Source organism: Sphingomonas brevis, from assembly GCF_023516505.1.
Lineage (GTDB): Bacteria > Pseudomonadota > Alphaproteobacteria > Sphingomonadales > Sphingomonadaceae > Sphingomicrobium > Sphingomicrobium breve.
Window position 1 is genome coordinate 136,748 of the sequence record NZ_JAMGBB010000001.1, and the last position, 23,565, is coordinate 160,312.

At 63.8% G+C, this 23,565-nt stretch carries 32 protein-coding genes, 1 tRNA gene and 1 pseudogene; 27 read left to right on the top strand and 7 right to left on the bottom strand.

Annotation, left to right across the window (positions count from 1 at the left end; genetic code table 11):
* The first annotated feature begins 7 nt into the window (after positions 1-7).
* The 16 genes and pseudogenes from rplP to LZ518_RS00810 all read left to right on the top strand — a co-directional run bounded on the left by rplP (position 8) and on the right by LZ518_RS00810 (position 8,327).
* Positions 8-439: a 50S ribosomal protein L16 gene (rplP, locus tag LZ518_RS00735; protein ID WP_249914151.1), complete on the top strand. Its 432-nt coding sequence runs from the start codon at positions 8-10 to the stop codon at positions 437-439.
* A 2-nt stretch (positions 440-441) separates the two neighbouring features.
* Positions 442-648, top strand: coding sequence for a 50S ribosomal protein L29 (gene rpmC / locus LZ518_RS00740; protein WP_249914152.1), 207 nt, complete (start codon positions 442-444; stop codon positions 646-648).
* Positions 649-660: 12 nt separating this feature from the next.
* Positions 661-909 (top strand): annotated as a pseudogene (rpsQ, locus tag LZ518_RS00745) (30S ribosomal protein S17); the annotation flags it as partial.
* Positions 910-1,047: 138 nt separating this feature from the next.
* Positions 1,048-1,416: a 50S ribosomal protein L14 gene (gene rplN / locus LZ518_RS00750; RefSeq protein WP_249914153.1), complete on the top strand. Its 369-nt coding sequence runs from the start codon at positions 1,048-1,050 to the stop codon at positions 1,414-1,416.
* Positions 1,416-1,736: a 50S ribosomal protein L24 gene (gene rplX, locus LZ518_RS00755; RefSeq protein WP_249914154.1), complete on the top strand. Its 321-nt coding sequence runs from the start codon at positions 1,416-1,418 to the stop codon at positions 1,734-1,736. Before rplN ends, rplX begins: the two co-directional genes overlap by 1 nt.
* On the top strand, positions 1,729-2,307 hold the full coding sequence (rplE, locus tag LZ518_RS00760; RefSeq protein WP_249914155.1) for a 50S ribosomal protein L5: 579 nt from the start codon (positions 1,729-1,731) through the stop codon (positions 2,305-2,307). The genes rplX and rplE overlap by 8 nt, the downstream gene beginning before the upstream one ends.
* Before the next feature lie 23 nt (positions 2,308-2,330).
* Positions 2,331-2,636: a 30S ribosomal protein S14 gene (gene rpsN / locus LZ518_RS00765; RefSeq protein WP_249914156.1), complete on the top strand. Its 306-nt coding sequence runs from the start codon at positions 2,331-2,333 to the stop codon at positions 2,634-2,636.
* Positions 2,637-2,646: 10 nt separating this feature from the next.
* Entirely contained in the window at positions 2,647-3,042 is a 396-nt protein-coding gene (rpsH, locus tag LZ518_RS00770; RefSeq protein WP_249904876.1) for a 30S ribosomal protein S8, read from the top strand.
* Positions 3,042-3,578, top strand: a complete 537-nt coding sequence (gene rplF / locus LZ518_RS00775; protein ID WP_249914157.1) for a 50S ribosomal protein L6 — start codon at positions 3,042-3,044, stop codon at positions 3,576-3,578. Before rpsH ends, rplF begins: the two co-directional genes overlap by 1 nt.
* A gap of 3 nt (positions 3,579-3,581) precedes the next feature.
* The gene (rplR, locus tag LZ518_RS00780; protein ID WP_249914158.1) at positions 3,582-3,935 is read left to right on the top strand and encodes a 50S ribosomal protein L18; all 354 of its coding nucleotides are present in this window, start codon (positions 3,582-3,584) and stop codon (positions 3,933-3,935) included.
* Positions 3,936-4,676, top strand: a complete 741-nt coding sequence (gene rpsE / locus LZ518_RS00785; RefSeq protein ID WP_249914159.1) for a 30S ribosomal protein S5 — start codon at positions 3,936-3,938, stop codon at positions 4,674-4,676.
* 6 nt (positions 4,677-4,682) lie between these two features.
* Positions 4,683-4,862, top strand: a complete 180-nt coding sequence (gene rpmD, locus LZ518_RS00790) for a 50S ribosomal protein L30 (RefSeq protein WP_249914160.1) — start codon at positions 4,683-4,685, stop codon at positions 4,860-4,862.
* 123 nt (positions 4,863-4,985) lie between these two features.
* Positions 4,986-5,540: a 50S ribosomal protein L15 gene (rplO, locus tag LZ518_RS00795; protein WP_249916458.1), complete on the top strand. Its 555-nt coding sequence runs from the start codon at positions 4,986-4,988 to the stop codon at positions 5,538-5,540.
* A gap of 102 nt (positions 5,541-5,642) precedes the next feature.
* The gene (gene secY / locus LZ518_RS00800; RefSeq protein WP_249914161.1) at positions 5,643-7,010 is read left to right on the top strand and encodes a preprotein translocase subunit SecY; all 1,368 of its coding nucleotides are present in this window, start codon (positions 5,643-5,645) and stop codon (positions 7,008-7,010) included.
* Between the two features lie 31 nt (positions 7,011-7,041).
* A complete protein-coding gene (locus LZ518_RS00805) occupies positions 7,042-7,686 on the top strand; it encodes an adenylate kinase (protein WP_249914162.1) in 645 nt (214 codons plus the stop codon).
* Positions 7,687-7,787: 101 nt separating this feature from the next.
* Positions 7,788-8,327, top strand: coding sequence for an SRPBCC family protein (locus LZ518_RS00810; protein ID WP_249914163.1), 540 nt, complete (start codon positions 7,788-7,790; stop codon positions 8,325-8,327).
* A 4-nt stretch (positions 8,328-8,331) separates the two neighbouring features.
* Here LZ518_RS00810 and LZ518_RS00815 read toward each other — a convergent pair whose 3' ends face one another.
* Positions 8,332-8,823, bottom strand: a complete 492-nt coding sequence (locus tag LZ518_RS00815; RefSeq protein WP_249914164.1) for a dihydrofolate reductase — start codon at positions 8,821-8,823, stop codon at positions 8,332-8,334.
* A 46-nt stretch (positions 8,824-8,869) separates the two neighbouring features.
* Here LZ518_RS00815 and LZ518_RS00820 point away from each other — a divergent pair, with 46 nt between their 5' ends.
* From LZ518_RS00820 to LZ518_RS00830, 3 genes are read left to right on the top strand one after another with little or no spacing between them, the layout of a single operon-like run.
* Positions 8,870-10,186: a metal-dependent hydrolase family protein gene (locus tag LZ518_RS00820; RefSeq protein WP_249914165.1), complete on the top strand. Its 1,317-nt coding sequence runs from the start codon at positions 8,870-8,872 to the stop codon at positions 10,184-10,186.
* A complete protein-coding gene (locus LZ518_RS00825) occupies positions 10,102-11,598 on the top strand; it encodes an FAD-binding oxidoreductase (protein ID WP_431358201.1) in 1,497 nt (498 codons plus the stop codon). The genes LZ518_RS00820 and LZ518_RS00825 overlap by 85 nt, the downstream gene beginning before the upstream one ends.
* A 49-nt stretch (positions 11,599-11,647) precedes the next feature.
* Entirely contained in the window at positions 11,648-12,376 is a 729-nt protein-coding gene (locus LZ518_RS00830) for a 2OG-Fe(II) oxygenase (RefSeq protein ID WP_249914167.1), read from the top strand.
* Between the two features lie 4 nt (positions 12,377-12,380).
* Here the strand turns inward: LZ518_RS00830 and LZ518_RS00835 are convergent.
* From LZ518_RS00835 to purS, 3 genes are all read right to left on the bottom strand, one after another.
* Positions 12,381-12,457, bottom strand: a tRNA-Arg gene (locus tag LZ518_RS00835).
* 49 nt (positions 12,458-12,506) lie between these two features.
* The gene (gene purQ / locus LZ518_RS00840; protein ID WP_249914168.1) at positions 12,507-13,172 is read right to left on the bottom strand and encodes a phosphoribosylformylglycinamidine synthase subunit PurQ; all 666 of its coding nucleotides are present in this window, start codon (positions 13,170-13,172) and stop codon (positions 12,507-12,509) included.
* Positions 13,169-13,432 carry a phosphoribosylformylglycinamidine synthase subunit PurS gene (gene purS / locus LZ518_RS00845; protein ID WP_249914169.1) on the bottom strand — a complete coding sequence of 88 codons (264 nt, stop codon included), beginning with the start codon at positions 13,430-13,432 and terminating at the stop codon, positions 13,169-13,171. The genes purQ and purS overlap by 4 nt, the downstream gene beginning before the upstream one ends.
* Positions 13,433-13,572: 140 nt before the next feature.
* Here purS and LZ518_RS00850 point away from each other — a divergent pair, with 140 nt between their 5' ends.
* Positions 13,573-13,725 (top strand): hypothetical protein, encoded by a 153-nt coding sequence (locus LZ518_RS00850; protein ID WP_249914170.1) that lies wholly within the window; start codon positions 13,573-13,575, stop codon positions 13,723-13,725.
* A 61-nt stretch (positions 13,726-13,786) separates the two neighbouring features.
* Positions 13,787-14,134 carry a PaaI family thioesterase gene (locus LZ518_RS00855; protein WP_249914171.1) on the top strand — a complete coding sequence of 116 codons (348 nt, stop codon included), beginning with the start codon at positions 13,787-13,789 and terminating at the stop codon, positions 14,132-14,134.
* Here the strand turns inward: LZ518_RS00855 and LZ518_RS00860 are convergent.
* Together LZ518_RS00860 and LZ518_RS00865 are read right to left on the bottom strand one after the other, a co-directional pair.
* A complete protein-coding gene (locus tag LZ518_RS00860; protein ID WP_249916459.1) occupies positions 14,131-15,258 on the bottom strand; it encodes an acyl-CoA dehydrogenase family protein in 1,128 nt (375 codons plus the stop codon). The two genes, LZ518_RS00855 and LZ518_RS00860, sit on opposite strands and share 4 nt — an antisense overlap.
* A 93-nt stretch (positions 15,259-15,351) precedes the next feature.
* Positions 15,352-16,506, bottom strand: coding sequence for an acyl-CoA dehydrogenase family protein (locus tag LZ518_RS00865; protein WP_249914172.1), 1,155 nt, complete (start codon positions 16,504-16,506; stop codon positions 15,352-15,354).
* A gap of 79 nt (positions 16,507-16,585) precedes the next feature.
* On the opposite strand from LZ518_RS00865, the gene LZ518_RS00870 reads away from it, so the two are divergent.
* Genes LZ518_RS00870 through LZ518_RS00895 form a run of 6 tightly spaced genes read left to right on the top strand, consistent with a single transcriptional unit; the run spans position 16,586 to position 22,300 of the window.
* Positions 16,586-17,833, top strand: a complete 1,248-nt coding sequence (locus LZ518_RS00870) for an acyl-CoA dehydrogenase family protein (RefSeq protein ID WP_249914173.1) — start codon at positions 16,586-16,588, stop codon at positions 17,831-17,833.
* Complete coding sequence (locus tag LZ518_RS00875; RefSeq protein ID WP_249914174.1) at positions 17,830-18,624, top strand: SDR family oxidoreductase; 795 nt, start codon at positions 17,830-17,832, stop codon at positions 18,622-18,624. The genes LZ518_RS00870 and LZ518_RS00875 overlap by 4 nt, the downstream gene beginning before the upstream one ends.
* The gene (locus LZ518_RS00880; RefSeq protein WP_249914175.1) at positions 18,621-19,376 is read left to right on the top strand and encodes an SDR family NAD(P)-dependent oxidoreductase; all 756 of its coding nucleotides are present in this window, start codon (positions 18,621-18,623) and stop codon (positions 19,374-19,376) included. Before LZ518_RS00875 ends, LZ518_RS00880 begins: the two co-directional genes overlap by 4 nt.
* Positions 19,373-21,457, top strand: a complete 2,085-nt coding sequence (locus LZ518_RS00885) for a 3-hydroxyacyl-CoA dehydrogenase NAD-binding domain-containing protein (protein ID WP_249914176.1) — start codon at positions 19,373-19,375, stop codon at positions 21,455-21,457. The genes LZ518_RS00880 and LZ518_RS00885 overlap by 4 nt, the downstream gene beginning before the upstream one ends.
* Positions 21,458-21,459: 2 nt before the next feature.
* On the top strand, positions 21,460-21,702 hold the full coding sequence (locus LZ518_RS00890) for a hypothetical protein (protein WP_249914177.1): 243 nt from the start codon (positions 21,460-21,462) through the stop codon (positions 21,700-21,702).
* A 13-nt stretch (positions 21,703-21,715) separates the two neighbouring features.
* Positions 21,716-22,300: a cytochrome b gene (locus LZ518_RS00895; protein ID WP_249914178.1), complete on the top strand. Its 585-nt coding sequence runs from the start codon at positions 21,716-21,718 to the stop codon at positions 22,298-22,300.
* Here LZ518_RS00895 and LZ518_RS00900 read toward each other — a convergent pair.
* Positions 22,297-23,463 carry an MFS transporter gene (locus tag LZ518_RS00900; RefSeq protein ID WP_249914179.1) on the bottom strand — a complete coding sequence of 389 codons (1,167 nt, stop codon included), beginning with the start codon at positions 23,461-23,463 and terminating at the stop codon, positions 22,297-22,299. The genes LZ518_RS00895 and LZ518_RS00900 overlap by 4 nt on opposite strands.
* Between the last annotated feature and the right edge of the window lie 102 nt (positions 23,464-23,565).

Here is a 23,565-nt window from a genome sequence, read left to right on the forward strand (position 1 = left end):
TGAAGAGATGCTGCAACCAAAACGCACCAAGTTCCGCAAGGCCTTCAAGGGCCGCATCCACGGCAACGCCAAGGGTGGGACCGAGCTCAACTTCGGCTCGTTCGGCCTGAAGGCGATGGAGCCGGAGCGGATCACCGCGCGCCAGATCGAGGCGGCCCGCCGCGCGATCACGCGTCACATCCGCCGCCAGGGCCGCTTGTGGATCCGGATCTTCCCGGACGTGCCCGTGTCGTCGAAGCCGGCCGAAGTCCGCATGGGCTCGGGCAAGGGCTCGCCGGAATTCTGGGTCGCTCGCGTCAAGCCGGGCCGCATCCTGTTCGAGCTGGACGGCGTCCCCGGCCATCTCGCCAAAGTCGCCTTCGAGCGCGCGGCCGAAAAGCTGCCGATCAAGGTCAAGGTCGTCGCCCGCCTGGGTGAAACGATGGTTGAGGAAGACTGATCATGGCCAAGAAGGAAAACCTGGTTGTGAAAACCGACGATCAGCTGGCGACCCAGCTGTCGGACCTGAAGCGCGAGCAGTTCAACCTGCGCTTCCAGTCCGCCACCAACCAGCTCGAGAAGCCGAGCCGGGTGCGCGAAGTTCGCCGCACCATCGCCCGGATCAAGACGCTGCAGTCCGACCGCGTTCGCGCGGCGGCCAAGGCGTAAGGAGTATTTGAGATGCCGAAGCGCGTCCTCACTGGCACCGTGGTGTCGGACAAGGGTGACAAGACGGTCGTGGTCCGCGTCGAGCGGCGGGTGAAGCACCCGCTCTATGGCAAGATCATCAAGCTGTCGAAGAAGTATCACGCCCACGACGAAGGCAATGCCTTCAAGGCGGGCGAGCAGGTGCGCATCCAAGAATGCGCCCCGGTTTCGAAGCTGAAGAGCTGGACCGTGCTCGAACGGATCGGCGCCGCCCCGGTGGCAGTCGACGAGATCGCCGACGTGGACACCTCGAAGCCGGTGACCGAGCCCAAGGCTGCGAAGCCGGCGGCAAAGAAGGCAGCCAAGGGCAAGGCGAAGGCCGAACCCGAAGCAGCCGACGCATAAGGAAGGACTGAACTCATGATCCAGATGCAGTCCAACCTCGAGGTTGCCGACAACAGCGGAGCCAAGCGCGTCCAGTGCATCAAGGTGCTGGGCGGCTCGAAGCGCCGTACCGCCGGCGTCGGCGACATCATCGTCGTCAGCGTCAAGGAAGCGGCGCCGCGCGGCCGTGTGAAGAAGGGCGACGTTCACCGTGCGGTGATCGTTCGCACCGCCAAGGACATCCGCCGTCCCGACGGTTCGGTGATCCGCTTCGACACCAATGCGGCGGTGCTTGTGAACAAGAATGAAGAGCCGATCGGCACCCGTATCTTCGGGCCGGTGGTTCGCGAACTGCGCGCGCGGAAGCATATGAAGATCATTTCGCTCGCGCCGGAGGTGCTGTGATGTCGGCCGCGAAGATCCGCAAGGGTGACAAGGTCGTGGTCCTGTCGGGCCGCGACAAGGGCAAGACCGGCGAAGTGATTTCGTCGATGCCCAAGGAAAGCAAGGTAATCGTCGCCGGCGTCAACGTCGCGACGCGCCATCGCAAGCCGTCGCAGGTGAATCCGCAGGGCGGCCTCGAGCGTAGGGAAGCGCCGTTGCACGTGTCGAAGGTCGCGATTGCCGACCCGAAGACCGGCAAGCCGACCCGCGTTCGGTTCGAAACTCGTGGGGACAAGAAGGTCCGTGTGGCCGCCAAGTCCGGGGAGCTGATCAATGGCTGATGCGAAATATACTCCGCGTCTGCGCAAGGATTATGACGAGCGCATCGCCAAGGCGATGACCGAGAAGTTCGGCTACAAGAATGCTCTTGAAGTGCCGAAGCTCGAAAAGATCGTCATCAACATGGGCGTCGGCGAGGCGACCCAGGACAAGAAGAAGGTCGAAGCCGCTGCTGGCGAGATGGAAAAAATCTCGGGCCAGAAGCCGGTGATCACCAAGGCGAAGAAGTCGATCGCTCAGTTCAAGCTGCGCGAAGGCATGCCGATCGGTTGCAAGGTCACCTTGCGCCGCGAGCGCATGTACGAGTTTCTCGACCGCCTGGTGACGATCGCTCTTCCGCGCGTCCGCGACTTCCGCGGCTTGAACCCGAAGTCGTTCGACGGCCGCGGCAACTACGCGATGGGTCTCAAGGAACAGATCGTGTTCCCGGAGATCAACTATGACCAGATCGAAAAGGTCCGGGGCATGGACATCATCATCACCACGACCGCGAACACGGACGAGGAAGCGCGCGAACTTCTGCGCCTCTTCAATTTCCCGTTCCCGGCCGAAGCAGAAAAGGCGGCCGCGTAAGCGGCCTCAGGAGAACTTAAGTCATGGCGAAACTGAGTTCCGTGAACAAGAACGAGCGTCGCAAGAAGCTCGTCGCGAAAACCGCGGCGAAGCGGGCGAAGCTCAAGGCAATTGCGAACGATCAGTCGGTCGATGAGACCGAGCGCCTGATCGCGCGCCTGAAGATGGCCGAGCTGCCGCGTAACGGCAACCCGACCCGCATCCGCAACCGCTGCGAGCTGACTGGCCGTTCGCGGGGATATTATCGCAAGTTCCGCCTGTCGCGGATCATGCTTCGGGAAATGGGCAACAAGGGCCTGATTCCCGGTCTGACTAAGTCGAGCTGGTAAGGGTTCGAAGATGCCGATGACCGATCCACTGGGTGATATGCTCACCCGCATCCGCAACGGCCAGCAGGCGCGCAAGGATAGCATCCTTACGCCGGCGTCGAAGCTTCGTGCCCATGTGCTCGATGTGCTTCAGCGCGAAGGCTATATCCGCGGTTATTCCGAAGAAGAGCTCGCCGGCCAGAAGGGCCTGCGCATCGAGCTTAAATATTTCGAGGGCCAGCCCGCGATCCAGCACCTGGCTCGCGTGTCGAAACCGGGCCGCCGCGTCTATTCGGGCGCTCGCGAGCTCCCGCGCATTCGCAACGGGCTGGGCATCACCATCGTGTCGACGCCTCGCGGCGTTCTGTCGGACGCGGAAGCGCGCGACCAGAATGTCGGCGGCGAAGTGCTGGCGGAGGTGTTCTAATGTCCCGCATTGGTAAGAAGCCGGTCGCAACGCCTGCTGGCGTCACCGCGACCATCGAAGGCCAGACGCTGACGGTGAAGGGCCCCAAGGGCACGCTGTCGATGCAGCTGCTCGACGATCTCGTGAAATATGAGGTTGGCGAGGGTGAGATCCGTGTGACTCCGCTGGTCGACGCGCAGCGCAACCGCGCCGCGTGGGGCATGCAGCGCACCAACGTGCAAAACCTTGTGACCGGTGTCACCGAAGGGTTCAGCAAGGTGCTGGAAATCACCGGCGTCGGCTACCGCGCACAGGCCCAGGGCAAAAACCTGAAGCTTCAGCTCGGCTACAGCCACGACGTCAACGTCGCTGTTCCGGAAGGGCTTGAGGTCAAGACCCCCGACAACACGACGGTCGAAATCAGCGGCATCGACCGGCAGAAGGTCGGTCAGCTGGCCGCCGAGATCCGCCGCTGGCGCAAGCCGGAGCCCTACAAGGGCAAGGGCATCAAATATCGCGGCGAGTATATCTTCCGCAAAGAAGGCAAGAAGAAGTAAGCCATGGCGAAACTCTCTCTCTTCGATCGCCGCCGGCGCCGGGTTCGCTCCGCGCTGCGTGCGCGTGCCGCGGGCAAGCCCCGCCTGTCGGTCCACCGTTCGGGCAGGCACATCTATGCCCAGGTCATCGACGATGCCGCCGGCAAGACGATTGTCGCGGCCTCGACCCTCGACAAGGACATCAAGGGCAAGACCGGCGCGACCCGCGACGGCGCTGCCGAGGTGGGCAAGGCCCTGGCCGAGCGCGCCAAGAAGGCGGGCGTGTCCGCGGTCGTGTTCGATCGTGGCGGCTTCCTGTTCCATGGCCGGGTGAAGGCCCTGGCCGATGCCGCCCGCGAAGGCGGATTGGAGTTCTAAATGGCTGACGAAAACGAAACCCCGCAGGTTGACGCCGCTCCGGAAGCAGCGGTTGAGGCGCCTGCCGAAGCCGCACCTGCTCCGGAAGCCCGCGAAGGCCGTGGCCCGCGTGGCGGCCGTGGCCGTGGCGGCGGTGGACGCGACAATCGTGGTGGCAACCGTGGCCGTCGCGACGACCGTCGTGGCAACCGTGACGAGGAAGGTGGCGAGGAGCTGATCGAGAAACTCGTCCACATCAATCGCGTGTCGAAGACGGTGAAGGGCGGCAAGCGCTTTGGCTTTGCCGCGCTGGTCGTCGTCGGCGACGGCAAGGGCCGGGCCGGTTTCGGTCACGGCAAGGCACGCGAAGTGCCGGAAGCCATCAGCAAGGCGACTGCTGCAGCGAAGAAGGCGATGATCCGCGTTCCGCTGCGCGACGGCCGCACGCTGCACCATGACGGCCGTGGCCACTTTGGCGCCGGCAAGGTCGCGGTTCGCGCCGCTCCGGCCGGTACCGGCATCATCGCCGGCGGTCCGATGCGCGCCGTATTCGAAAGCCTTGGAGTCCACGACGTGGTCACCAAGTCGGTCGGCACGTCCAACCCTTACAACATGATCCGGGCGACCTTTGAGGCGCTCAAGGACCAGACCAGCCCGCGCTCGGTGGCGCAGCGCCGTGGCAAGAAGGTTTCCGACCTTCTCGGGCGTGGCGGCATGGACAAGGGCGAGGCGGAAGCGACCGCCGAAGCGGTCACGGAGTAAGCTTCAATGTCGAAGATCAAGATCACCCAGACCGGATCGCCGATCCGCCGTCACAAGACCCAGCGGGCGACCCTCGTTGGCCTGGGCCTCAACAAGATGCATCGCACGGTTGAGGTCGAAGCCACGCCGGAAGTGCTCGGCCAGGTGCGCAAGGTCGCGCACCTTGTGAAGGTGGCAGACGCCTAAGCGTCCGTCATCCCAGCGAAGGCTGGGATCCATTCCGGCAGGCGCGAAACGGAATTGGGCCAAAGCGACTAACTGGACCCCAGCCTACGCTGGGGTTCGCTACAGCGAGTGCAAGACATGACCATCAAGATCAACGAACTCCGCGACAATCCGGGTGCCCGCAAGGGCCGGGTTCGCGTCGGCCGCGGCATTGGCTCGGGCCTGGGCAAAACTGCCGGGCGCGGCCAGAAGGGCCAGAAGAGCCGCTCGGGCGTTTCCGTGAAGGGCTTCGAAGGCGGCCAGATGCCGCTGCACATGCGGTTGCCGAAGCGCGGCTTCAACAACATCTTCGCCAAGGACTATTCCGAGGTGAACCTGGGCGCGATCCAGAAGCTGATCGACGCCGGCAAGCTCGACGCCAAGAAGCTGCTCGACCATGACGCGCTGAAGGCCGCGGGCCTGGCGCGCGGCGGCAAGGACGGCGTCCGCCTGCTCGGCAAGGGCGAGTTCAAGGCCAAGGCCAGCTTCAAGGTCGCCGGCGTGTCGAAGTCGGCGCGCGAGGCGGTCGAAAAGGCCGGTGGCAGCATCGAGGTCCTCGAGAAGAAGGACTCCGCCGCGCTGGCCGCCGCGAAGAAGGGCAAGGCTCGCGAGACGCGGTTGGCCGACAAGGCTGCCAAAAACGCCGAGAAGAAGGCTTAAGGCCATTTATCGCAAAGGGCTTCGCAACGGCCTTCGAGTGACTATATCGGGCGGCGGGGGGCAACGGGCCCGTCGCCGCCTGACTTTTTCTAGGGATCATTAATGGCATCCGCAGCCGAACAACTGGCCAGCAATCTTTCACTGGCGAGCTTCTCCAAGGCCACCGAGCTCAAGAAGCGTCTCTGGTTCACGCTTGGCGCCCTGGTGCTGTTCCGGCTGCTGTCCTTCGTTCCCATTCCCGGCATCGATCCGCGCGCGCTGGCTAACCTGTTCCAGACGCAGCAGGGTGGCGTGCTCGACTTCTTCAATACCTTCTCGGGCGGCAGCCTTTCGCGCATGTCGATCATCGCGCTGGGCGTGATGCCCTACATCACCGCGTCGATCGTGGTGCAGCTCGGCGCCTCGCTCTACGAGCCGTGGAAGGTGCTCAAGAAGGAAGGCGAGGTTGGGCGCAAGAAGCTCAACCAATATACCCGCTACCTGACCGTGCTCCTGACCACCGTGCAGGGCTATTTCATCGCCGTCGGCCTGGAAGGCTGGGCGGCGACCAAGGGCATTTCCGCGGTTGTCGAACCGGGCATGCTGTTCCGCGTCGCTGCGACCATCAGCCTGGTCGGCGGCACGCTGTTCCTGATGTGGATCGGCGAGCAGATCACCAGCCGCGGCATCGGTAACGGCGTCTCGCTGATCATCATGGCCGGCATCGTCGCATCCATGCCGCAGCACCTTGCCCAGCTGTTCGAGGGCGGTCGTACCGGCACGCTCGATCCGCTGCTGGTGTTCGGAATTATCATCGCGGTGGTCGGCCTGGTGCTGTTCATTTGCTTCATGGAGCGCGCCCAGCGGCGGGTGCTGATCCAATATCCCAAGCGCCAGACAGCGCGCGGCATGATGCAGCAGGAGCGCAGCCACCTGCCGCTCAAGATCAACACCGCCGGCGTCATCCCGCCGATCTTCGCGTCGTCGCTGTTGCTGATGCCGCTGACGGTACTGCAGTTCGCCGGTGGTGGGGCAACGCCCGACAGCTCGTCGAGCGACTGGCTGATCACGCTCAGCACCTATCTTCAGCACGGCGCTCCGCTCTATCTGCTGCTCTATGCCGGCGGCATCGTCTTCTTCTGCTTCTTCTACACCGCGGTGCAGTTCAATTCGGAAGAGACGGCCGAAAATCTGAAGCGCCACGGCGGCTTCATCCCCGGTATCCGTCCGGGCAAGGCGACCGAGCAATATTTCGATTATCTGCTCAACCGGATCACGGTGATCGGCGCGGCATATCTGGCGACGATCTGCCTGATCCCGGAGATTGCGCTGAGCCAGGCCGGCGTGCCCTTCTACCTCGGCGGCACCAGCCTGCTGATCGTGGTCAATGTGACCATGGATACGGTCAGCCAGATCCAGAGCCACTTGATCGCCCATCAATATGGGGATTTGATCAAGAAGGCGAAGCTCAAGGGTGCGCGCCGCCGCTAGGGAGCGGCGCCGCTCCGGGAGGGGAGAGGCTTTGGATATCATTCTTCTGGGACCGCCGGGCGCGGGCAAGGGAACCCAGGCTCAGCGATTGGTCGCCAATCGCGGCATGATCCAGCTGTCGACCGGCGACATGTTGCGTGAAGCGGTCGCCAAGGGCACCCCCACCGGCCTCAAGGCCAAAGCGGTGATGGAAGCCGGCGAGCTGGTCAGCGACGCGATCGTTTCCGCGCTCATCGGCGAACGCCTGGACGATTGCTCTGGCAGTGGCGCGATCTTTGACGGCTTCCCACGGACCAAGCATCAGGCCGCCGCGCTCGAGATTTTGCTTGGTCAGCGCGACCGCAAGCTCAACTATGTCATCGAGCTTGTGGTTGACGAGGAAGCGCTGGTCGAGCGGATCACGGGCCGCTTCACCTGCGCCAATTGCGGCGCCAGCTATCACGACAAATTCCATCGGCCCAAGGTTGACGGCACCTGCGACGTGTGCGGCCATCATGAATTCAAGCGGCGGCCTGACGACAATGAGCAGACGGTGCGTACGCGGATGGCCGAATATCGTGCCAAGACCGCGCCGATCCTTCCTTATTACGAGGAAAAAGGTCTCGTCCGGCGGGTCGACGGCATGGGCAGCGTCGAGGAAGTCGCCGCGGCGATCGACGCGATTTTAGACAGCTGAGCGCAACCAATCGTCATTGCGAGGCGCGTAGCGCCGTGGCAATCCAGGCATGGGCGTGGGACTGGATTGCTTCGCTGCGCTCGCAATGACGGGGTAATTCCATGCGTTTCGCGCTCTTGCTTCCGACCCTTCTCATGACCGCACCTGCCTCTGCCGAAGTTATCAGCTCCGGCCCCAACGGCTTCGAGGTGCAGGAAGTCGTCAACCTGGTCGTTCCCCAGCCTAGTGCCTACGCCGCCTTCGGTCAGGTTGGCCAATGGTGGAACAAGGAGCACACCTATTCGGGTGATTCGGCTCGATTATCGCTGCAGCTGCGTCCGGGCGGCTGCTTTTGCGAGCCGCTGGAGGGCGGAGGCGGGGTCGAGCATATGCGCGTCGCCTATCTAAAGCCGGGCGAGCAGCTTGTGATGACCGGTAGCCTCGGTCCTCTGCTTTACCAGGCGACGACGGGCGTCATGGACGTCAAGTTCGAGCGGATCGCCGGTGGAACGCGAGTGACGATGAACTATCGCGCGGCCGGCTTCGCCAACAGCGACGGGGACAAGCTGGCGCCGCTGGTCGACCAGGTGCTGGCGGACCAGATGAAGCGCTACCGGACCTATGCCGCGAAAGCGCCGAAGCCGGATACGCTCAAGCCCTGATCGACTAGGCCTTAACCAGCGTCACGGTCCGCCAGGCCGGCGTATCGGCGGTCGGCATATGATCCTCATAAGCGATTTCGCGCCAGCGTTCGTTTGAGCGCAGGTCGGGCATCGACACGTCGCCGTCGACTTCGGCGATGACCTCCGTCAGCTCGATCTTGTCGGCGATCGGCTCGAACAGGTCGAAGATCGCGGCGCCCCCGATGACCGAAATCGGCGAGCTGCCGGCGGCGGCGATCGCGCTGTCGACGTCGTGGACGACGTCGACCCCTGCGACATTCCAGTTCGCGTCATGGGTCATGACGATGTGCTGACGGCCCGGCAGGATGCCGGGCAGGCTATCGAAGGTCTTGCGGCCCATGATCATCGCGCTGCCCATGGTCAGCCGCTTGAAACGCTTCAAATCGCCTGGAATGTGCCAGGGAAGCGTGCCGTCCTTGCCGATCACACCGTTTATCGCGCGGGCGAGGACGATGGTTATCTGGGGGCGAGCCATGGCATGAACCTTGCCTCAAGGGCGCGGCTTTGCAAAGCCTAAGGCGATGATCCGAACCATCCTGGCGGCGGCCGTCCTCACGCTCATGGCTAGCTCGGCGAATGCCGAGACCGTTCAACTGCGCGCCGGGCACCTGATCGATCCCGGCAGCGGCAGCGTGACTCACGATCGGCTGCTGACCCTGACCGACGGCAAAATCGTCCGGGATGAGGCGTGGGATGGCGGGAAGCGCGAGGGAAGCCTGATCGACTGGTCAGGCAAATGGGTGCTGCCCGGCCTGATCGACCTTCATACACACGTCGCCGACGGCTATGGCAACAGCGACGATCCGGCCGAGCCGCTGAAGCACAGCGAGGGCGAGACGATCCTCAAGGGCGCCGAGATGGCCCGCATCACATTGCATAGCGGCTTCACCACGGTTCGCGATGTCGGCGTCTATCGCGGCCTGACCGATGTTGCCCTGCGCAATGCGATCGCGGCGGGTGAGATAGAAGGGCCGCGGATGATCGTCGCCGGCGGCTACATCACCATTCCGGGCGGCGGCGGAGCGGTAACCGGGGCCAAGCCCGGCACGGTAATCGGGCCGGAATTTCGGATCGGCGAGGTGCGCGGGCCGGACGAGGCGCGGACCCGGGTAAAGGCGATGATCGACGGCGGCGCCGATTTCATCAAGCTGATCGCGACCGGTGCGGTCCTGGCGATTGGCAGCGAACCGGGCGCGCTTGAACTGACTCCGGAGGAAATGAGGGCGGCCTGCGACCAGGCCAAGAGCATGGGCAAATATTGCATCGCCCACGCGCATGGCGCTGACGGGATCAAGGCGGCGATCCGGGCCGGCGCGCGGACCATCGAGCATGCCTCGCTGATCGATGACGAAGGCCTGCGCATGGCCAAGGAACGCGGCGTCTGGCTCGACATGGACATTTATGACGGCGATTGGATCGAGGAAGTCGGGACCCGCGAGGGTTGGCCGGCCGAATATCTGAAGAAGAACCGCGACACGACCGACCTCCAGCGGGATGGCTTCGCGAAGGCGGTCAAGCTCGGCGTGCCACTGACCTTCGGGACCGACGCCGGCGTCTATCCGCATGGCTATAACGCGCGGCAATTCGGCTATATGGTCCGCTATGGAATGCCCCCGATGCAGGCGCTAGCCAGCGCGACTAGCGAGGCAGCCAAGGCGCTTGGCCGCGACGATTTGGGATCGGTTGCGCCCGGCCATGTCGCTGACTTCGTTGCGGTCGACCGCGATCCGCTCGGCGACGTGACCGTTCTGCAATGTGTTGCCGGAGTGGTTCAGGGAGGAAGGCTAATCTATCGAGGCGACGCGGCGGCGCGTTGCGACCGCTGGAAGCATCCGTGAGCGACCCACTGAAGCTGGTCGAGGCCGTGAGGGCACGGTTGGGCCCGAAGGCGGTCCTGACCGATCCAGCCGACATCGAGCCATGGGCAACCGACTGGCGTGGCCGCTGGCACGGTAAGTCGGTGGCAATTCTCCAGCCAAGTTCGACCGAAGAAGTCGCGGCCATCGTTGCGTTGGCGAGCGAAAATGGCGTGCCGCTGGTCCCGCAAGGAGGAAATAGTTCGATGGTCGGCGGGGCAACGCCGCCTGCGGACGGGTCGGCGCTGATCCTGTCGCTCAGGCGGATGAACCGGATCCGGTCGATCGATCGCGGAGCGATGCGTGCGGTCGCCGACGCTGGCGTCATCCTGCAATCGCTGCACGAAGCTGCATTAGAGCATGGTCTGCGCTTTCCACTGACCCTTGGCGCCAAGGGAAGCGCGACCGTAGGCGGGCTCATCTCGACCAATGCCGGTGGCACGCAGGTACTGAGGTTCGGGCCAATGCGCGCGCTGGCCGACGGGATCGAGGCGGTGCTGCCAGACGGAACCGTCCATGACGGGCTCACCGGCCTTAAGAAGGACAATCGCGGCTACAGCCTCGACCAGCTGCTGGTCGGGGCCGAAGGGACGCTAGGCATCGTCACTGCCGCGCGGCTCAAGCTGGTGCCGGCGATCCATTTGCGTGCCGTGGCCTGGCTGGGCCTTTCGAGCCCGCAAAAGGCGCTCGATACGCTGCGCGCCCTGGAAGCGGATACTGACCGGATCGAAGGGTTCGAGATATTGCCGCAGGAATCGCTCGACGCGGCGCTCCGGCATATTCCCGGCACGCGTGCGCCGCTCGACAGCCGCCACGAATGGCATGCACTTGTCGAGGCCACTACACATGGCGCTGACGCCGAGCCGCCGGCCGAGCTGCTGACGCGCCTGCTGGCGCCGCTGGTCGAGCGTGGAGTGGTCGAAAATGCGACCATCTCAGCGACGGAGGCGCAGGCCGAGGCTTTCTGGCGGATCCGCGACAGCCTGTCGGAGGCGGAGCGTGCCGCGTTTGGCCCGGCGACCCAGCACGACATCAGTGTCGCGGTCGAGGACATGCCCTTGTTCATGGCCGAAGCGGCCGCCGAGGTGGAGCGGGCGTTCCCGGGCACGTCGGCATCGGGCTTCGGCCACCTGGGCGACGGAAACATTCATTTCCACGTCCGCGCGGGGACGAGGGGCGGGCCTGATTGGCTCGAGCAGGAGGGCAATGCGGTGCAGTGGCTGGTCGATGACCTCGTCATTGCTGCCGGCGGCTCGATCAGCGCCGAGCATGGCATCGGGGTGATGAAGAGAGACGAGCTGGCGCGCTTGCAGCCTGACCGGGTACGCCATCTGCGCGCGATCAAGGCAGCGCTCGACCCCAAGGGATTGATGAACCCCGGCAAGCTGGTTTGACCGCAAGCAGCGGGGAGCCGAGCGATCATTGTCGTGGCAGACCCGGCCAATGCTGAAACAAACTTCATCGCCAAGCATCGTCGAGCGCGTCGCCGCCGTCGATTGGGACAATGTCTACGCCAGTCTGGACCGACAGGGCTGGGCCGTGCTGCCCGGCCTGCTGAGTGGCGGCGAGTGCGAGGCAACATCAGCACTGTACGGACCGGGCGAAACCTTTCGCGGCCATGTCGTGATGGCGCGCCATGGTTTCGGGCAGGGCGAGTACCGCTATTTTGCCTACCCGCTGCCGGTGCTCGTCGGGCAGTTACGGTCTGCGCTCTATCCGCAGCTAGTACCGGTGGCCAACGCCTGGCACGAGCGAATGGGCATGGATGTGCGCTTTCCAGCCGAGCATGCCGAGTTCCTGGAACGGTGCCATAAGGCCGGGCAGGCGCGGGCGACCCCGCTGCTGCTCAAATATGGGCCGGGCGACTATAATTGCCTGCACCAGGACCTTTACGGCGAGCATGTCTTCCCGCTGCAGGTCGCCGTGCTCCTGTCATCGCCCGGCAAGGACTTCGACGGCGGTGAATTCGTGCTGACGGAGCAAAGGCCGCGGATGCAATCGCGCGCGTCGGTTGTGCCGCTCGCCAAGGGCGATGCGGTGATCTTTGCCGTCAATTCGCGCCCGCATCGGGGTTCGCGCGGCGACTATCGGGTCAAGCTGCGCCATGGGGTCAGCATGGTGCGGTCGGGAAAGCGTCACACGCTGGGGGTTATCTTCCACGATGCGGCTTGAGAAATGGCGCGCCCGGCAGGAGTCGAACCTGCGACCTCATGCTTAGAAGGCACGTGCTCTATCCAGCTGAGCTACGGGCGCGCGATGGGGTGGCTTATGACCCGGCGCGAAGCGCCGCAAGACGGGCGCCTTAACTAACCGCCTCCAGCAGCCCTTCGAACAGTCGTCTGCCGTCGGTGTTGCCATGCGCGGTTTCCAGCGCTCGCTCCGGGTGCGGCATCATGCCGAGGACATTGCCCTGGCCATTGAGGATGCCGGCGATGCTGCGCGCGGAGCCATTGACGTCGCCGGTATAGCGGAAGGCAACGCGGCCATCGCCCTCAAGCCGGTCGAGGGTGGCAGCGTCCGCCTGATAATTGCCGTCATGGTGCGCAACCGGAATGCTGATGTCCTCACCCGACTTGTAAGCGCTGGTGAAGATCGACTGGCTGTTTTCGACCCTGAGGCCGACAGAGCGGCAGACGAAGTGCAGCCCGGCGTTACGCATCAACGCACCGGGCAGCAGGCCCGCCTCGGTCAGCACCTGAAAGCCGTTGCATATGCCAAGCACGGGAACGCCGCGATTGGCCGCCTCGGCCACCGCGCCCATGATCGGAGAACGCGCCGCCATGGCGCCCGACCGGAGATAGTCGCCGTAGGAAAAGCCGCCGGGGATGGCGATGAAGTCGGTGCCGTCGGGAAGCTCGCTTGTCCGATGCCAGACCATTGCCGGGGCCCGGCCGGTGACCTGCTCGATGGCGACGGCAAGGTCGCGGTCGCAGTTGGAACCGGGGAAGACGAGGACCGCGCTTTTCATGCCTGTGCCGAGCTCAGTCGAGGTGCGTTTTCCAGCTTCTCGATCTTGAAATTCTCGATCACGGTGTTGGCCAGTAGCTTGCGGCACATATCGGCGATTTCGTCGTCGCTAGTGCCATCGGCCAGCTCAAGCTCGATCAGCTTGCCGGCCCGGACGTCCGTCACTCCGCCGAAGCCAAGCCCCTCAAGCGCATGGTGGATCGCCTTGCCCTGGGGGTCGAGGACTCCGGGCTTCAGGGTTACGAACACACGGGCTTTCATGGGGTCGGCCTTTCGCTCGAGGGCAGCTGGCGGCCCTATGCCGCGACGTCTCCCGGGGAGCAAGCTTTACCGGATTTTTACCCTTTTGTGACGTAACCATCCCGCCGGAATCTCGGACCCGGCGGTTGTGGAGTGGAACAATGGTTGTCGGCATTGCCGCCATGATGTTCGTCGCGCTGTTCGGTTGGGGCCAGGATTATTTCCATTGGTCCGATCCGAGCGGACGGGTTCAGCTCGCGCTGTTCACCTCATTCGTCCTCGGCATCATCTGCGGATTCAAGACCAAGCAGTGACCCGCCGGTAAGGCTGCGCTAGGGGGACGGCATGCAGCCGTTACCGCCATACGCACAGCTTTTGAGATTAAGAACCGAAGAGGACGGCGCGGAGCTCCGCTTCGTGATGCCATTCCACGAGGATGTCGTCGGCCGGCCGGGCTACCTCCACGGCGGGGCGATTGCCGGGCTGCTCGAATTTGCCGCTTTTACGGCGCTGACCCGCGCCGTCGGCGAGCATGTCGTCAAGAAGCCGATTACCGTCACGGTCGACTATATGCGGGGCGGGACGCCGCAGGACACATTCGCCGAAGCCAAGATCGAGCGGTTGGGCGGCCGGATTGCCAATGTCGAGGCCTATGCCTGGCAGTCGGACCGCGACCGGCTGATCGCGGCGGCGCGGATCAACTTCCTGATCGCCCGGTCCTAATAGCCGCTGAGCTCCGCGACCCGGCCGGCGTGGAAGCGGGGCGAGCCGAATAGTTCGGACAGGACCGCCTCACGCTTCATGTACAGGCCGATGTCATGCTCGTCGGTCATGCCGATGCCGCCATGCATCTGCACGCCCTCTTGCACCGCAAGCGCCGACACCCGCCCGGCCTTGGCCTTTGCGACCGAGGCGAACAGCTCGGCGCGCGGATCGCCGGAATCGAGCAATTGGGCTGCCTTGAGTGCCGCGGCGCGCGCAATCTCGATCTCGCCGTAAAGGTGCGCTGCGCGGTGCTGAAGCGCCTGGAACTCGCCGATCAGCTTTCCGAACTGCTTGCGCTGCTTCAGATATTCGACGGTCATCTCGCTGGCGCCGGCGGCAACGCCGACAAGCTCGGAAGCCGCGCCAACCCGTCCCGCATTGAGCGCGCGGGTCAGAGGTCCCCAGCCGCCATCGACCTCGCCGACCACCGCGTCGGAGTCGACCGCGACATTGTCGAAGTTCAAGCGCGAGGCCTTGCTGCTGTCAGCCAAAGTGGCGGTGTCGACACCCAGGCCGCTGGCGCCCTTTTCCACGGCGAACAGGGTCAGGCCGTCGGTTTCGCCCGCCGAGCCGGCGGTCCTGGCCGCCACCAGCACGACATCGGCGCTGTTGCCATGAACGACGAACTGTTTCGATCCATTCAGCACGAAGCCATTGCCCTGCCGCTTGGCCGCCATCGCAATTCGGGCGGGATCGTGATGCTTGCCCTCGTCGACTGCCAGAGCGGCGACGGTCTCGCCGGCGAGGATTCCGGGGAACCAGCGTTCGGCCTGGGCGGAGCCTTCGAGTGCCCGGACCGCGGCAACCGCGGTGGTGAGGAAGGGCGAGGGAGTGAGGTTGCGGCCGATCTCCTCCAAGACCACGCCGGCCTCGACGGCGCCCAGCCCGGCGCCACCCTGGCTTTCGGGGATTAGGATGCCGGTGAGGCCAAGCTCGGCAAACTGTTTCCACAGATCGCTGCCATAGCCATCGGTGCAGCCGCTATCGCGCCAGTGGCGAAGCTGCGGCTTGATCGCGCCCTCCTCCGCCATGAACGGGCGCACCGTATCCTGCAGCAGGCGCTGGTCTTCGTTAAGGGTCATCATTCCAATTCATCCGTTCGTGTCGAGCGAAGTCGAGACACTTCCCGCCAGCGTCCCTCGACTTCGCTCGGGACGAACGGGTTCAATTCACAGCTACGCGCCCGGCAACCTCAAGATATGCTTGGCAACGATGCCGAGCTGGACTTCGGACGTGCCGCCCTCGATCGAATTTGCCTTGGTGCGGAGCCAGTCCCTGGCCGCCTTGCCGCCCCTGGATCGGTCGCTGTCCCATTCGATCGCATCGCTGCCGCCGGCGGCCATGATCAACTCGTGCCGGCGCTTGTTAAGCTCGGTCCCGGCATATTTCATCATCGACGGCATGGCGGGATGCGCATCGCCGGCCTTTAGCTGGTCGATGAACCGCTCGCTCATCGCCGCGAAGGCCAACGCATCGACGTCGAAGGTGGCGATTTCGGCCCGCAGCAAAGGATCGTCGATCGGCCCGACCGATTTGCCGAGCGCTTCCTTCTCGCCGCCAAGACCCATGCCGCTGATCATCTCGCGCTCGTGGCCGAGCAGATATTTGGCGACGTCCCAGCCCTTATTCTCCTCGCCGACCAACTGGTCCTTGGGCACCTTCACATCGTCGAAGAAGGTTTCGCAGAAGGGGGAATTGCCACTGATCAGCAGGATCGGCTTGGTCGAAACTCCCGGGCTTTCCATGTCGAACAGCAGGAAACTTATCCCGCCATGTTTGGATTCGCTTGAAGTGCGCACCAGGCAGAAGATCCAGTCGGCCTGGTCGGCGTAGCTGGTCCAGACCTTCTGGCCGTTGACGAGGTAATGGTCTCCCTTGTCTTCGGCCTTGGTCTGCAGGCCGGCAAGGTCCGACCCGGCGCCCGGTTCGGAATAGCCTTGGCACCAGCGGATCTCGCCACGGGCGATTTCGGTCAGATAATGTTTTTTCTGCTCCTCGTTACCGAACTTGAGCAGCGCTGGTCCGAGCATCGATATGCCAAAGCTGGTCAGCGGAGGGCGGCAGCCGAGGTCGCGCATCTCCTCCTTGAGGATTTTGGCCTCGGCCGGGCCAAGCCCCCCGCCGCCATATTCCCTGGGCCAGTCGGGCACGGTCCAGCCCTTCGACGCCATGGCGTCTAGCCATTGCTTCTGCGCCTCGCTCTGGAACTGGAAGTTGCGTCCGCCCCAGCAGGCGTCTTTTTCGCTGCGCATCGGCGTGCGCATTTCCGGCGGGCAATTGGCCTCCAGCCAGGCGCGGGTTTGCTCACGAAATTGTTCGAGATCTGCCATCAATCTTGCCCTTCGCGGTAGAGCGTCCTAGCGCCGTTTTGGAACCGATATGCGGGTCCGCGCAAGGGAGCGGTCGGCGATGGATTTTGACCTTACGGAACGTCAGGCTTTTTTTCGCGACCGGGTCCGCCAATTCATCGACCGAAATGTCCGGCCGCGAGTCGCGGACTATAAAAAGCAGATCGACGCGGGCGATCGCTGGCAACCGATCCAGCTGATCGAGGATTTGAAGCCCAAGGCTCTCGAGGCGGGCCTGTGGAACCTGTTCATGCCGCCCGGCGGGGCGCTGAAACATGTCGACGAGACATTCGCGTTCGAGGGCGAGCAGCTCACCAACCTAGAATATGCCCTGTGCGCGGAGGAAATGGGCCGAATCCTATGGTCCTCGGAAGTGTTCAATTGCTCCGCGCCCGACACCGGCAATATGGAGGTGCTGCATCGCTACGGCACCCGTGAGCAGAAGGAAAAATGGCTGAACCCGCTGATGCGGGGCGAGATCCGTTCCGCCTTCCTGATGACCGAACCGGGAGTGGCTTCGTCCGACGCGACCAACATTGAGTGCCGAATCGAACGCGACGGCGACGATTATGTCATCAACGGCAAGAAATGGTGGTCGAGCGGCGCCGGCGATCCGCGTTGCAAGGTCGCCATCCTGATGGGCAAGACCGATGTTGAGGCCCGGACGCATGCCCAGCAGTCGATGATCCTGGTGCCGATGGATACGCCGGGTATTACCGTCGAGCGATTCCTGTCGGTCTATGGCTACGACGACGCCCCGCACGGCCATATGGAAATCGAGTTGAAGAATGTGCGGGTGCCGGCATCTAACCTGCTGCTCGGAGAGGGCAGGGGGTTCGAAATCGCCCAAGGGCGGCTTGGGCCGGGCCGCATCCATCACTGCATGCGGACAATTGGTGCTGCCGAAGAGGCACTCGACCTGATGGCGCGGCGGCTGCAGTCGCGCACCGCCTTCGGCAAGCGCCTCAGCGAGCATAGCGTGTGGGAACAGCGAGTGGCCGAGGCGCGGATCGAGATCGACTGCACACGGCTGCTCTGCCTCAAGGCCGCGGACATGATGGACAAGGTCGGCAACAAGGCCGCCAAGGCCGAGATCGCGATGATCAAGGTCAAGGCGCCCCGCATGGCGCTGAAGATCATCGACGATGCGATCCAGGCGCATGGCGGAGCGGGCGTCAGCCAGGACACGGCTCTGGCCGGTAGCTGGGCGGGGATTCGGACGCTGCGGCTGGCCGATGGGCCGGACGAAGTGCACAACCGTTCGATTGCCCTGATCGAGTTCGCCAAGCATGCCGAGGCGCTGGCATGAGCCGCAACCTGTTCGACCTTGGCGGCAAGGTGGCGATCGTCACCGGCTCATCGCGCGGAATCGGCCGCGCCATTGCCGAGGCGCTGGCGGAGCAGGGCGCCAGGGTCGTCATTTCCAGCCGCAAGCAGGACGCATGCGACGACGTCGCCCGGGCAATCAACGATCAGCATGGCCCAAATGCGGACGGTCCGCGCGCGATCGCTGTTGCGGCCAACATCTCCAGCAAGGACGATCTTCAGAACCTCGTCGACAAGACGCGGGAGGCGTTCGGCAAGATCGACGTCTTGGTCTGCAATGCCGCGTCCAACCCCTATTACGGACCGATGGCCGGGATCAGCGACGACCAGTTCCGCAAGATCCTCGACAATAATGTCATCGCCAATCACTGGCTGATTTCGATGGCGGCGCCGGAGATGCTGGAACGCGGGGAGGGTTCGATCATTATCGTCAGCTCGATCGGCGGCCTGACCAGCTCGACCATGATCGGCGCCTATAACATCAGCAAGGCCGCCGACTTCCAGCTTGCGCGAAACCTGGCGGCCGAGTTCGGGCCGAATGGGGTCAGGGTGAACTGCATCGCTCCAGGCTTGGTGAAGACCGATTTTGCCCGCGCTCTGTGGGAAAATCCGGACACGCTAAAACTGGTCACCAAGGGCACGCCGCTGCGCCGTATCGGCGAGCCGCATGAGATTGCCGGGGCCGCGGTCTATCTTGCCTCGCCCGCCTCGACCTTCATGACCGGCCAGGCGATGATCGTCGACGGGGGATCGACCATCGGGGTCGGGCTATGACCGGACGCCTCGCCGGCAAGGTTGCGATCGTCACCGGCGCCGGCTCGGGCATCGGCAAGGCCAGCGTCGAGCTGTTCCGGAACGAAGGCGCGACGGTGGTCGGCGCGGACCTGCACGGTGCCGAGTTCGAATGCGACGCCGGCGACGAGGAGCAGGTCGATGCCCTGGTCGCCCATACGGTCCGCGATCATGGTGGGCTCGACATCTTCTTCGCCAATGCCGGGGTTTCCGGCGGTTTCGACAGCATCTTCGACCAGGATGCGAACGATTGGGCCGAAATCTTGCGGGTGAACCTGATTGGTCCTTTTCTTGCTATAAAATATGCCGCTCCGGTGATGAAAGGGCGGGGCGGCGGGTCGATCGTCGCTACCGCTTCCGTAGCCGGCCTGCGCTCGGGCGCCGGCGGGCCAGCTTATTCGGCATCGAAGGCCGGAGTGATCAATCTGGTCAAGGTGGCAGCCACCCAGCTCGCCGGGGCCAATATTCGCGTCAATGCGATTTGCCCCGGCCTGATCGAGACCGGCATGACCGAATTCATCTTCGAACGAGCAAGATCGAAGGGCCAGGAAAGCCAGATCGGCCACCTCAATCCGCTCAAACGCGGCGGTGCACCAATCGAAATCGCCAATGCGGCGCTGTTCCTCGCTTCGGATGAAGCGAGCTATGTCAACGGACAGGCGATCGTCGTAGACGGCGGCCTGAGCTCGTCGCACCCATTCAACCATCAAAGCTACGGACGGACCACGACATGACCGACGTCATCGACAAGCCCACCACGAGCCCAATTTCCACCAGCCGCCATGGCGACGTGCTGATCGTCACGTCCAACAATCCGCCGGTCAACGCGCTGGGGGCGGCAGTCCGGCAGGGGTTGGTCGCGGCGATCGAGGAAGCCGACGGCGACGATGCGATCAAGGCAGTCGTCATCCGTTGCGAAGGCCAGACTTTCTTCGCCGGGGCCGACATCAGCGAATTCGGCAAGCCGATGGTGATGCCAATGCTGCCGCAGGTGGTCGATATCATCGAGAATTGCACCAAGCCGGTAGTCGCGGCGATTCATGGTACGGCGCTCGGGGGCGGCCTCGAAGTGGCGCTGGCCAGCCATTATCGCGTCGCCGTGCCCGATGCGAAGCTGGGCGTCCCGGAGGTCAAGCTCGGCTTGCTGCCAGGCGCAGGCGGGACGCAGCGGCTGCCGCGCGTCGCCGGAGTGCAGAAGGCGCTGGAAATGGTCACTAGCGGTACGCCGATCGGCGCCAAGGACGCCTATGCAGTCGGCCTGGTCGACCGGATCGTCGAGGGCGAGCTGCTCCAGCACGCCGTCGCCTATGCCGATGAAGTGCGCGACATCCGCCCGCTGCCCAAATCGAGCGAGCGCGACGATAAATTGGCGGAAGCGCGCGCCAATCCGGCGATCTTCGACGAGTTCCGCAAGGCCAATGGCCGCAAGTTCCGCGGTTTCGAGGCGCCAGAGGCCAACATCAAGGCGGTCGAAGCGGCGGTAGCCAAGCCCTATGCAGAAGGCGTCATCGACGAACGTAACCTGTTCATGGGGTTGATGAGCGGCACCCAGGCGAGGGCGCAGCAATATTTCTTTTTTGCCGAGCGCAAGGCCGCCAAGATCGACGATATCCCCGAAGACACGCAGCCGCGCAGCGTCAAGAAGGTCGGTGTGATCGGCGCCGGCACCATGGGCGGCGGCATTTCGATGAATTTCCTGTCGGCCGGGATCCCGGTGACTATCTTCGAGATGAACCAGGAAGCGCTCGATCGCGGCACCGGCGTGATGCGCAAGAATTACGAAGCGACCGCCGCCAAGGGCCGGATGACCGGCGAGCAGGTCGAAAAGGCAATGGCGCAATTGACGCCAACGCTCGATTTCGATGCGCTGGCCGATTGCGACCTGATCATCGAGGCCGTGTTCGAGCAAATGGATGTGAAGAAGGACATCTTCACCCGGCTCGACAAGGTGATGAAGCAGGGTGCGATCCTGGCTTCCAATACCAGCTATCTGAACATCGACGAGATTGCGGCGGCCACGTCGCGGCCGCAGGATGTCGTCGGCCTGCACTTCTTCTCCCCGGCCAATGTGATGAAATTGCTGGAAGTGGTGCGCGGCGCCAAGACCGCGCCCGACGTGCTGGTCACGGCGATGCAATTGGCCAAGAAGATCAAGAAGGTCGCAGTTGTTGCCGGCGTCTGCCACGGCTTCATTGGCAACCGCATGCTGATGCCTCGGCAGGTCGAGGCTACCAAGCTGCTCCTGGAAGGCGCGACTCCCGAACAGGTCGACCGCGTCCACGTCGAATTCGGAATGCCGATGGGCCCGTTCCAGATGGCCGACCTGGCCGGGGTCGACATCGGCTGGCATCGCGATCCGAACCGCATCGAGAATATCCGCGATGCGTTGTGCGCGATCGATCGCTGGGGCCAGAAAAAGGGCGCCGGCTTCTACGATTATGACGAGAAGCGCCGCCCGACGCCGTCGCCGGTGGTGCAGCAGATCATCGAGGATTTTGCCGCCAAGCAAGGCGTCACGCGTCGCCAGATCGACGATGAGGAAATCGTCGAGCGAACGCTCTACACGATGGTCAATGAGGGTTCGAAAATCCTCGAGGAGGGCATGGCCCAGCGCGCGTCCGACATCGATGTCGTGTGGGTCTATGGCTATGGCTGGCCAGTCTATCGCGGCGGTCCGATGTTCTGGGCGGATACCGAAGGTGCGGCCAAGATCGTAGAGGGATTGAAGCGGCAGGAACAGCGGATGGGAAGCGACTTCAGCTTCTCCAGGCTGCTGCTCGACAAGGCCGAAAAGGGCGAGAAGTTCACCCGCTAGGCATGTCCCGCTGGGCCCGGATCGTCCTCACAACACTGGCCGCCTTGATCGGCGGCTGGGGTGGCATGATCGTGGTCGGCGGCGGGGCCGCGGGTATCGGGTGGATCTTCCTGTTCGGTGACGATCCCTGGCCCAGGTGGAGCGAAATCGTCATCCCGCTCGTTGCATTTGCCGGCGCAATTGCCGGCGCAGCAAGCTTTGGGCTTGCCGTCTGGCGCGCGACCGGCAAGCATCGCGACGGCTAGCTGGGAGATGTCGATGTCCGACTATATGGTGACCGAAAGCACTGGTCTGCTTGCAATCCGCTATCGAAAGATCGTGATGTGGATCCATTGGATCACTGCGATCCTGGTGCTGATGCAGCTCTATGTCGGCTTCACCTTCCACGACTTGCCGCGCGGTACTCCGGAACGGGCGTTCCTGTTCGGCTGGCACAAGACGTGGGGTGTTTTGATCCTCCTGTTGGCGCTGGCGCGTCTCAGCATGCGATTGATGAACCCGCCGCCGCCCTATCCATCGGACTTTCCACGATGGCGGCGCTTTGTCGCGGTATGGAGCCATCGCTTGCTCTATTTCATGCTGCTTGCTCTGCCGCTAACCGGATTGGCGGCCGTTTCCGGACGGGCCGTGAATGGCTGGGTAGTACTGCAGCAGGGCCTGTCATTCCCTGCGATCCCGGGCATCGCCAAGGACAATGAATTTCATGAGGTCCACGAGATATTGGTGTGGGTGACGATCGCGCTGCTCGTGCTGCACGTCAGCGCCGCGCTGTTTAACCAGTTCGTCGATGGCGGACCGGTCGCCGGCCGCATGTGGCCATTCAGGGCCCGGCGCCAGGCCTAGCGACGCGCCGGAATCAGCCAGGCCATTGCCCCAGCAAGCGCCGCGATGCCGGCGGCGACGGTAAAGGTCTCGGCCGGCCCGCCGCGATCCCACAACAGGCCGGCGCCGAGACTGGCAAGCAAGGCGGAGATGCCGCTAACGAAGAAGAAGGCGCCGAAGCTGGTTGCCCGCTGATGTTCTGGCGCCGCATCGGCGAGCATCCGCGCGAAAATTCCCTGCGTCAGCGCCATATGCGCGCCCCACAGGACCACCCCAATGACAACCAACGGCAGCCCGCTTGCCTGAGCGAGAAGCAAGTCGGCGGCGATGAGTGTCGCGATGCCGGCCAGCAACAGCGACTTGGGGTCTACTCGATCGCTTAGCGCGCCGGCCGGATAAGCAAGCAGCAGATAGGCCAGGCTAAACAGGGCGAGCACCAGCGGGGACCAGGTGGCGGCCAGCCCGACATCCATCGCCTTCAAAATCAGGAAGCTTTCGGAAAATCGGGCGAGCCCGAACAGGAAGCCGACCGAGATCAGGCGCCGAACCTGCTTGTCGAGCGATCGCCAACCGCCCCATTTGGCCTTGTCGGTAATGGCAAGATGCTTGGCCGGTTCGCGAAGCATGATCCAGGCGAACAGGAACGACAGGAAGGCAGGAATTGCCGCGATCCAAAAGACCGCGCGAATGTCGTTGGCAAGCAGCAGCATCAACCCAACGGCGGCCAGCGGCGCGAGGAATCCCCCGACGGTGTCCATCGCCTGCCGCAAGCCATATGCCGCACCGCGCAGCTCCGGCGGCGTTTCGTCGGCAATCATCGCATCGCGCGGAGCGCCGCGAATGCCCTTGCCGATGCGGTCGACGAACCGCGCGCCGAGCACCGGCAGCGCGCCCTGGGCCAGGGGGAACAATGGCTTGGATAGCGCCGCCATACCGTAGCCGAGCAGAATCCACGGCTTGCGCCGCTGGCTGCGGTCGCTGAGCCGGCCGGAGACTAGCTTGGTGAGGTTGGCGGTCGCCTCGGCGACGCCGTCGAGCGCGCCCATCGCCGCTACCGGCAGGCCAAGCGTTATGGTCAAGAAGGCCGGCAGGAGCGCGTGATAAATCTCGCTCGACAGATCCATCAGCAAGCTGACTATCCCGAGGATCCAGACGGTGCGGGGAAGTTTTCTTACCATCGTCATTGCGAGCGTAGCGAAGCAATCCATGGATTGCCACGTCGCCTTCGGCTCCTCGCAACGACGTTTGTGGTGCTACAAATTTGCCAAAAGCGAAATCTTTGATAC

What these genes read in the sequence shown, in the direction of transcription:
- rplE (WP_249914155.1), top strand. Translation starts at nt 1,729, where the DNA reads ATGGCTGATGCGAAATATACTCCGCGTCTGCGCAAGGATTATGACGAG.
- LZ518_RS00860 (WP_249916459.1), bottom strand. Translation starts at nt 15,258, where the DNA reads ATGACCCTTAACGAAGACCAGCGCCTGCTGCAGGATACGGTGCGCCCG.
- rpsH (WP_249904876.1), top strand. Translation starts at nt 2,647, where the DNA reads ATGCCGATGACCGATCCACTGGGTGATATGCTCACCCGCATCCGCAAC.
- LZ518_RS00870 (WP_249914173.1), top strand. Translation starts at nt 16,586, where the DNA reads ATGGATTTTGACCTTACGGAACGTCAGGCTTTTTTTCGCGACCGGGTC.
- LZ518_RS00900 (WP_249914179.1), bottom strand. Translation starts at nt 23,463, where the DNA reads ATGACGATGGTAAGAAAACTTCCCCGCACCGTCTGGATCCTCGGGATA.
- LZ518_RS00810 (WP_249914163.1), top strand. Translation starts at nt 7,788, where the DNA reads ATGCGTTTCGCGCTCTTGCTTCCGACCCTTCTCATGACCGCACCTGCC.
- rpsE (WP_249914159.1), top strand. Translation starts at nt 3,936, where the DNA reads ATGGCTGACGAAAACGAAACCCCGCAGGTTGACGCCGCTCCGGAAGCA.
- rplN (WP_249914153.1), top strand. Translation starts at nt 1,048, where the DNA reads ATGATCCAGATGCAGTCCAACCTCGAGGTTGCCGACAACAGCGGAGCC.
- LZ518_RS00890 (WP_249914177.1), top strand. Translation starts at nt 21,460, where the DNA reads ATGTCCCGCTGGGCCCGGATCGTCCTCACAACACTGGCCGCCTTGATC.
- LZ518_RS00885 (WP_249914176.1), top strand. Translation starts at nt 19,373, where the DNA reads ATGACCGACGTCATCGACAAGCCCACCACGAGCCCAATTTCCACCAGC.
- rpmC (WP_249914152.1), top strand. Translation starts at nt 442, where the DNA reads ATGGCCAAGAAGGAAAACCTGGTTGTGAAAACCGACGATCAGCTGGCG.
- LZ518_RS00850 (WP_249914170.1), top strand. Translation starts at nt 13,573, where the DNA reads ATGGTTGTCGGCATTGCCGCCATGATGTTCGTCGCGCTGTTCGGTTGG.
- LZ518_RS00875 (WP_249914174.1), top strand. Translation starts at nt 17,830, where the DNA reads ATGAGCCGCAACCTGTTCGACCTTGGCGGCAAGGTGGCGATCGTCACC.
- rpmD (WP_249914160.1), top strand. Translation starts at nt 4,683, where the DNA reads ATGTCGAAGATCAAGATCACCCAGACCGGATCGCCGATCCGCCGTCAC.
- rplX (WP_249914154.1), top strand. Translation starts at nt 1,416, where the DNA reads ATGTCGGCCGCGAAGATCCGCAAGGGTGACAAGGTCGTGGTCCTGTCG.
- LZ518_RS00895 (WP_249914178.1), top strand. Translation starts at nt 21,716, where the DNA reads ATGTCCGACTATATGGTGACCGAAAGCACTGGTCTGCTTGCAATCCGC.
- LZ518_RS00815 (WP_249914164.1), bottom strand. Translation starts at nt 8,823, where the DNA reads ATGGCTCGCCCCCAGATAACCATCGTCCTCGCCCGCGCGATAAACGGT.
- LZ518_RS00830 (WP_249914167.1), top strand. Translation starts at nt 11,648, where the DNA reads ATGCTGAAACAAACTTCATCGCCAAGCATCGTCGAGCGCGTCGCCGCC.
- LZ518_RS00820 (WP_249914165.1), top strand. Translation starts at nt 8,870, where the DNA reads ATGATCCGAACCATCCTGGCGGCGGCCGTCCTCACGCTCATGGCTAGC.
- secY (WP_249914161.1), top strand. Translation starts at nt 5,643, where the DNA reads ATGGCATCCGCAGCCGAACAACTGGCCAGCAATCTTTCACTGGCGAGC.
- rpsN (WP_249914156.1), top strand. Translation starts at nt 2,331, where the DNA reads ATGGCGAAACTGAGTTCCGTGAACAAGAACGAGCGTCGCAAGAAGCTC.
- rplR (WP_249914158.1), top strand. Translation starts at nt 3,582, where the DNA reads ATGGCGAAACTCTCTCTCTTCGATCGCCGCCGGCGCCGGGTTCGCTCC.
- purS (WP_249914169.1), bottom strand. Translation starts at nt 13,432, where the DNA reads ATGAAAGCCCGTGTGTTCGTAACCCTGAAGCCCGGAGTCCTCGACCCC.
- LZ518_RS00865 (WP_249914172.1), bottom strand. Translation starts at nt 16,506, where the DNA reads ATGGCAGATCTCGAACAATTTCGTGAGCAAACCCGCGCCTGGCTGGAG.
- rplP (WP_249914151.1), top strand. Translation starts at nt 8, where the DNA reads ATGCTGCAACCAAAACGCACCAAGTTCCGCAAGGCCTTCAAGGGCCGC.
- rplF (WP_249914157.1), top strand. Translation starts at nt 3,042, where the DNA reads ATGTCCCGCATTGGTAAGAAGCCGGTCGCAACGCCTGCTGGCGTCACC.
- purQ (WP_249914168.1), bottom strand. Translation starts at nt 13,172, where the DNA reads ATGAAAAGCGCGGTCCTCGTCTTCCCCGGTTCCAACTGCGACCGCGAC.
- LZ518_RS00825 (WP_431358201.1), top strand. Translation starts at nt 10,102, where the DNA reads ATGTGTTGCCGGAGTGGTTCAGGGAGGAAGGCTAATCTATCGAGGCGA.
- LZ518_RS00880 (WP_249914175.1), top strand. Translation starts at nt 18,621, where the DNA reads ATGACCGGACGCCTCGCCGGCAAGGTTGCGATCGTCACCGGCGCCGGC.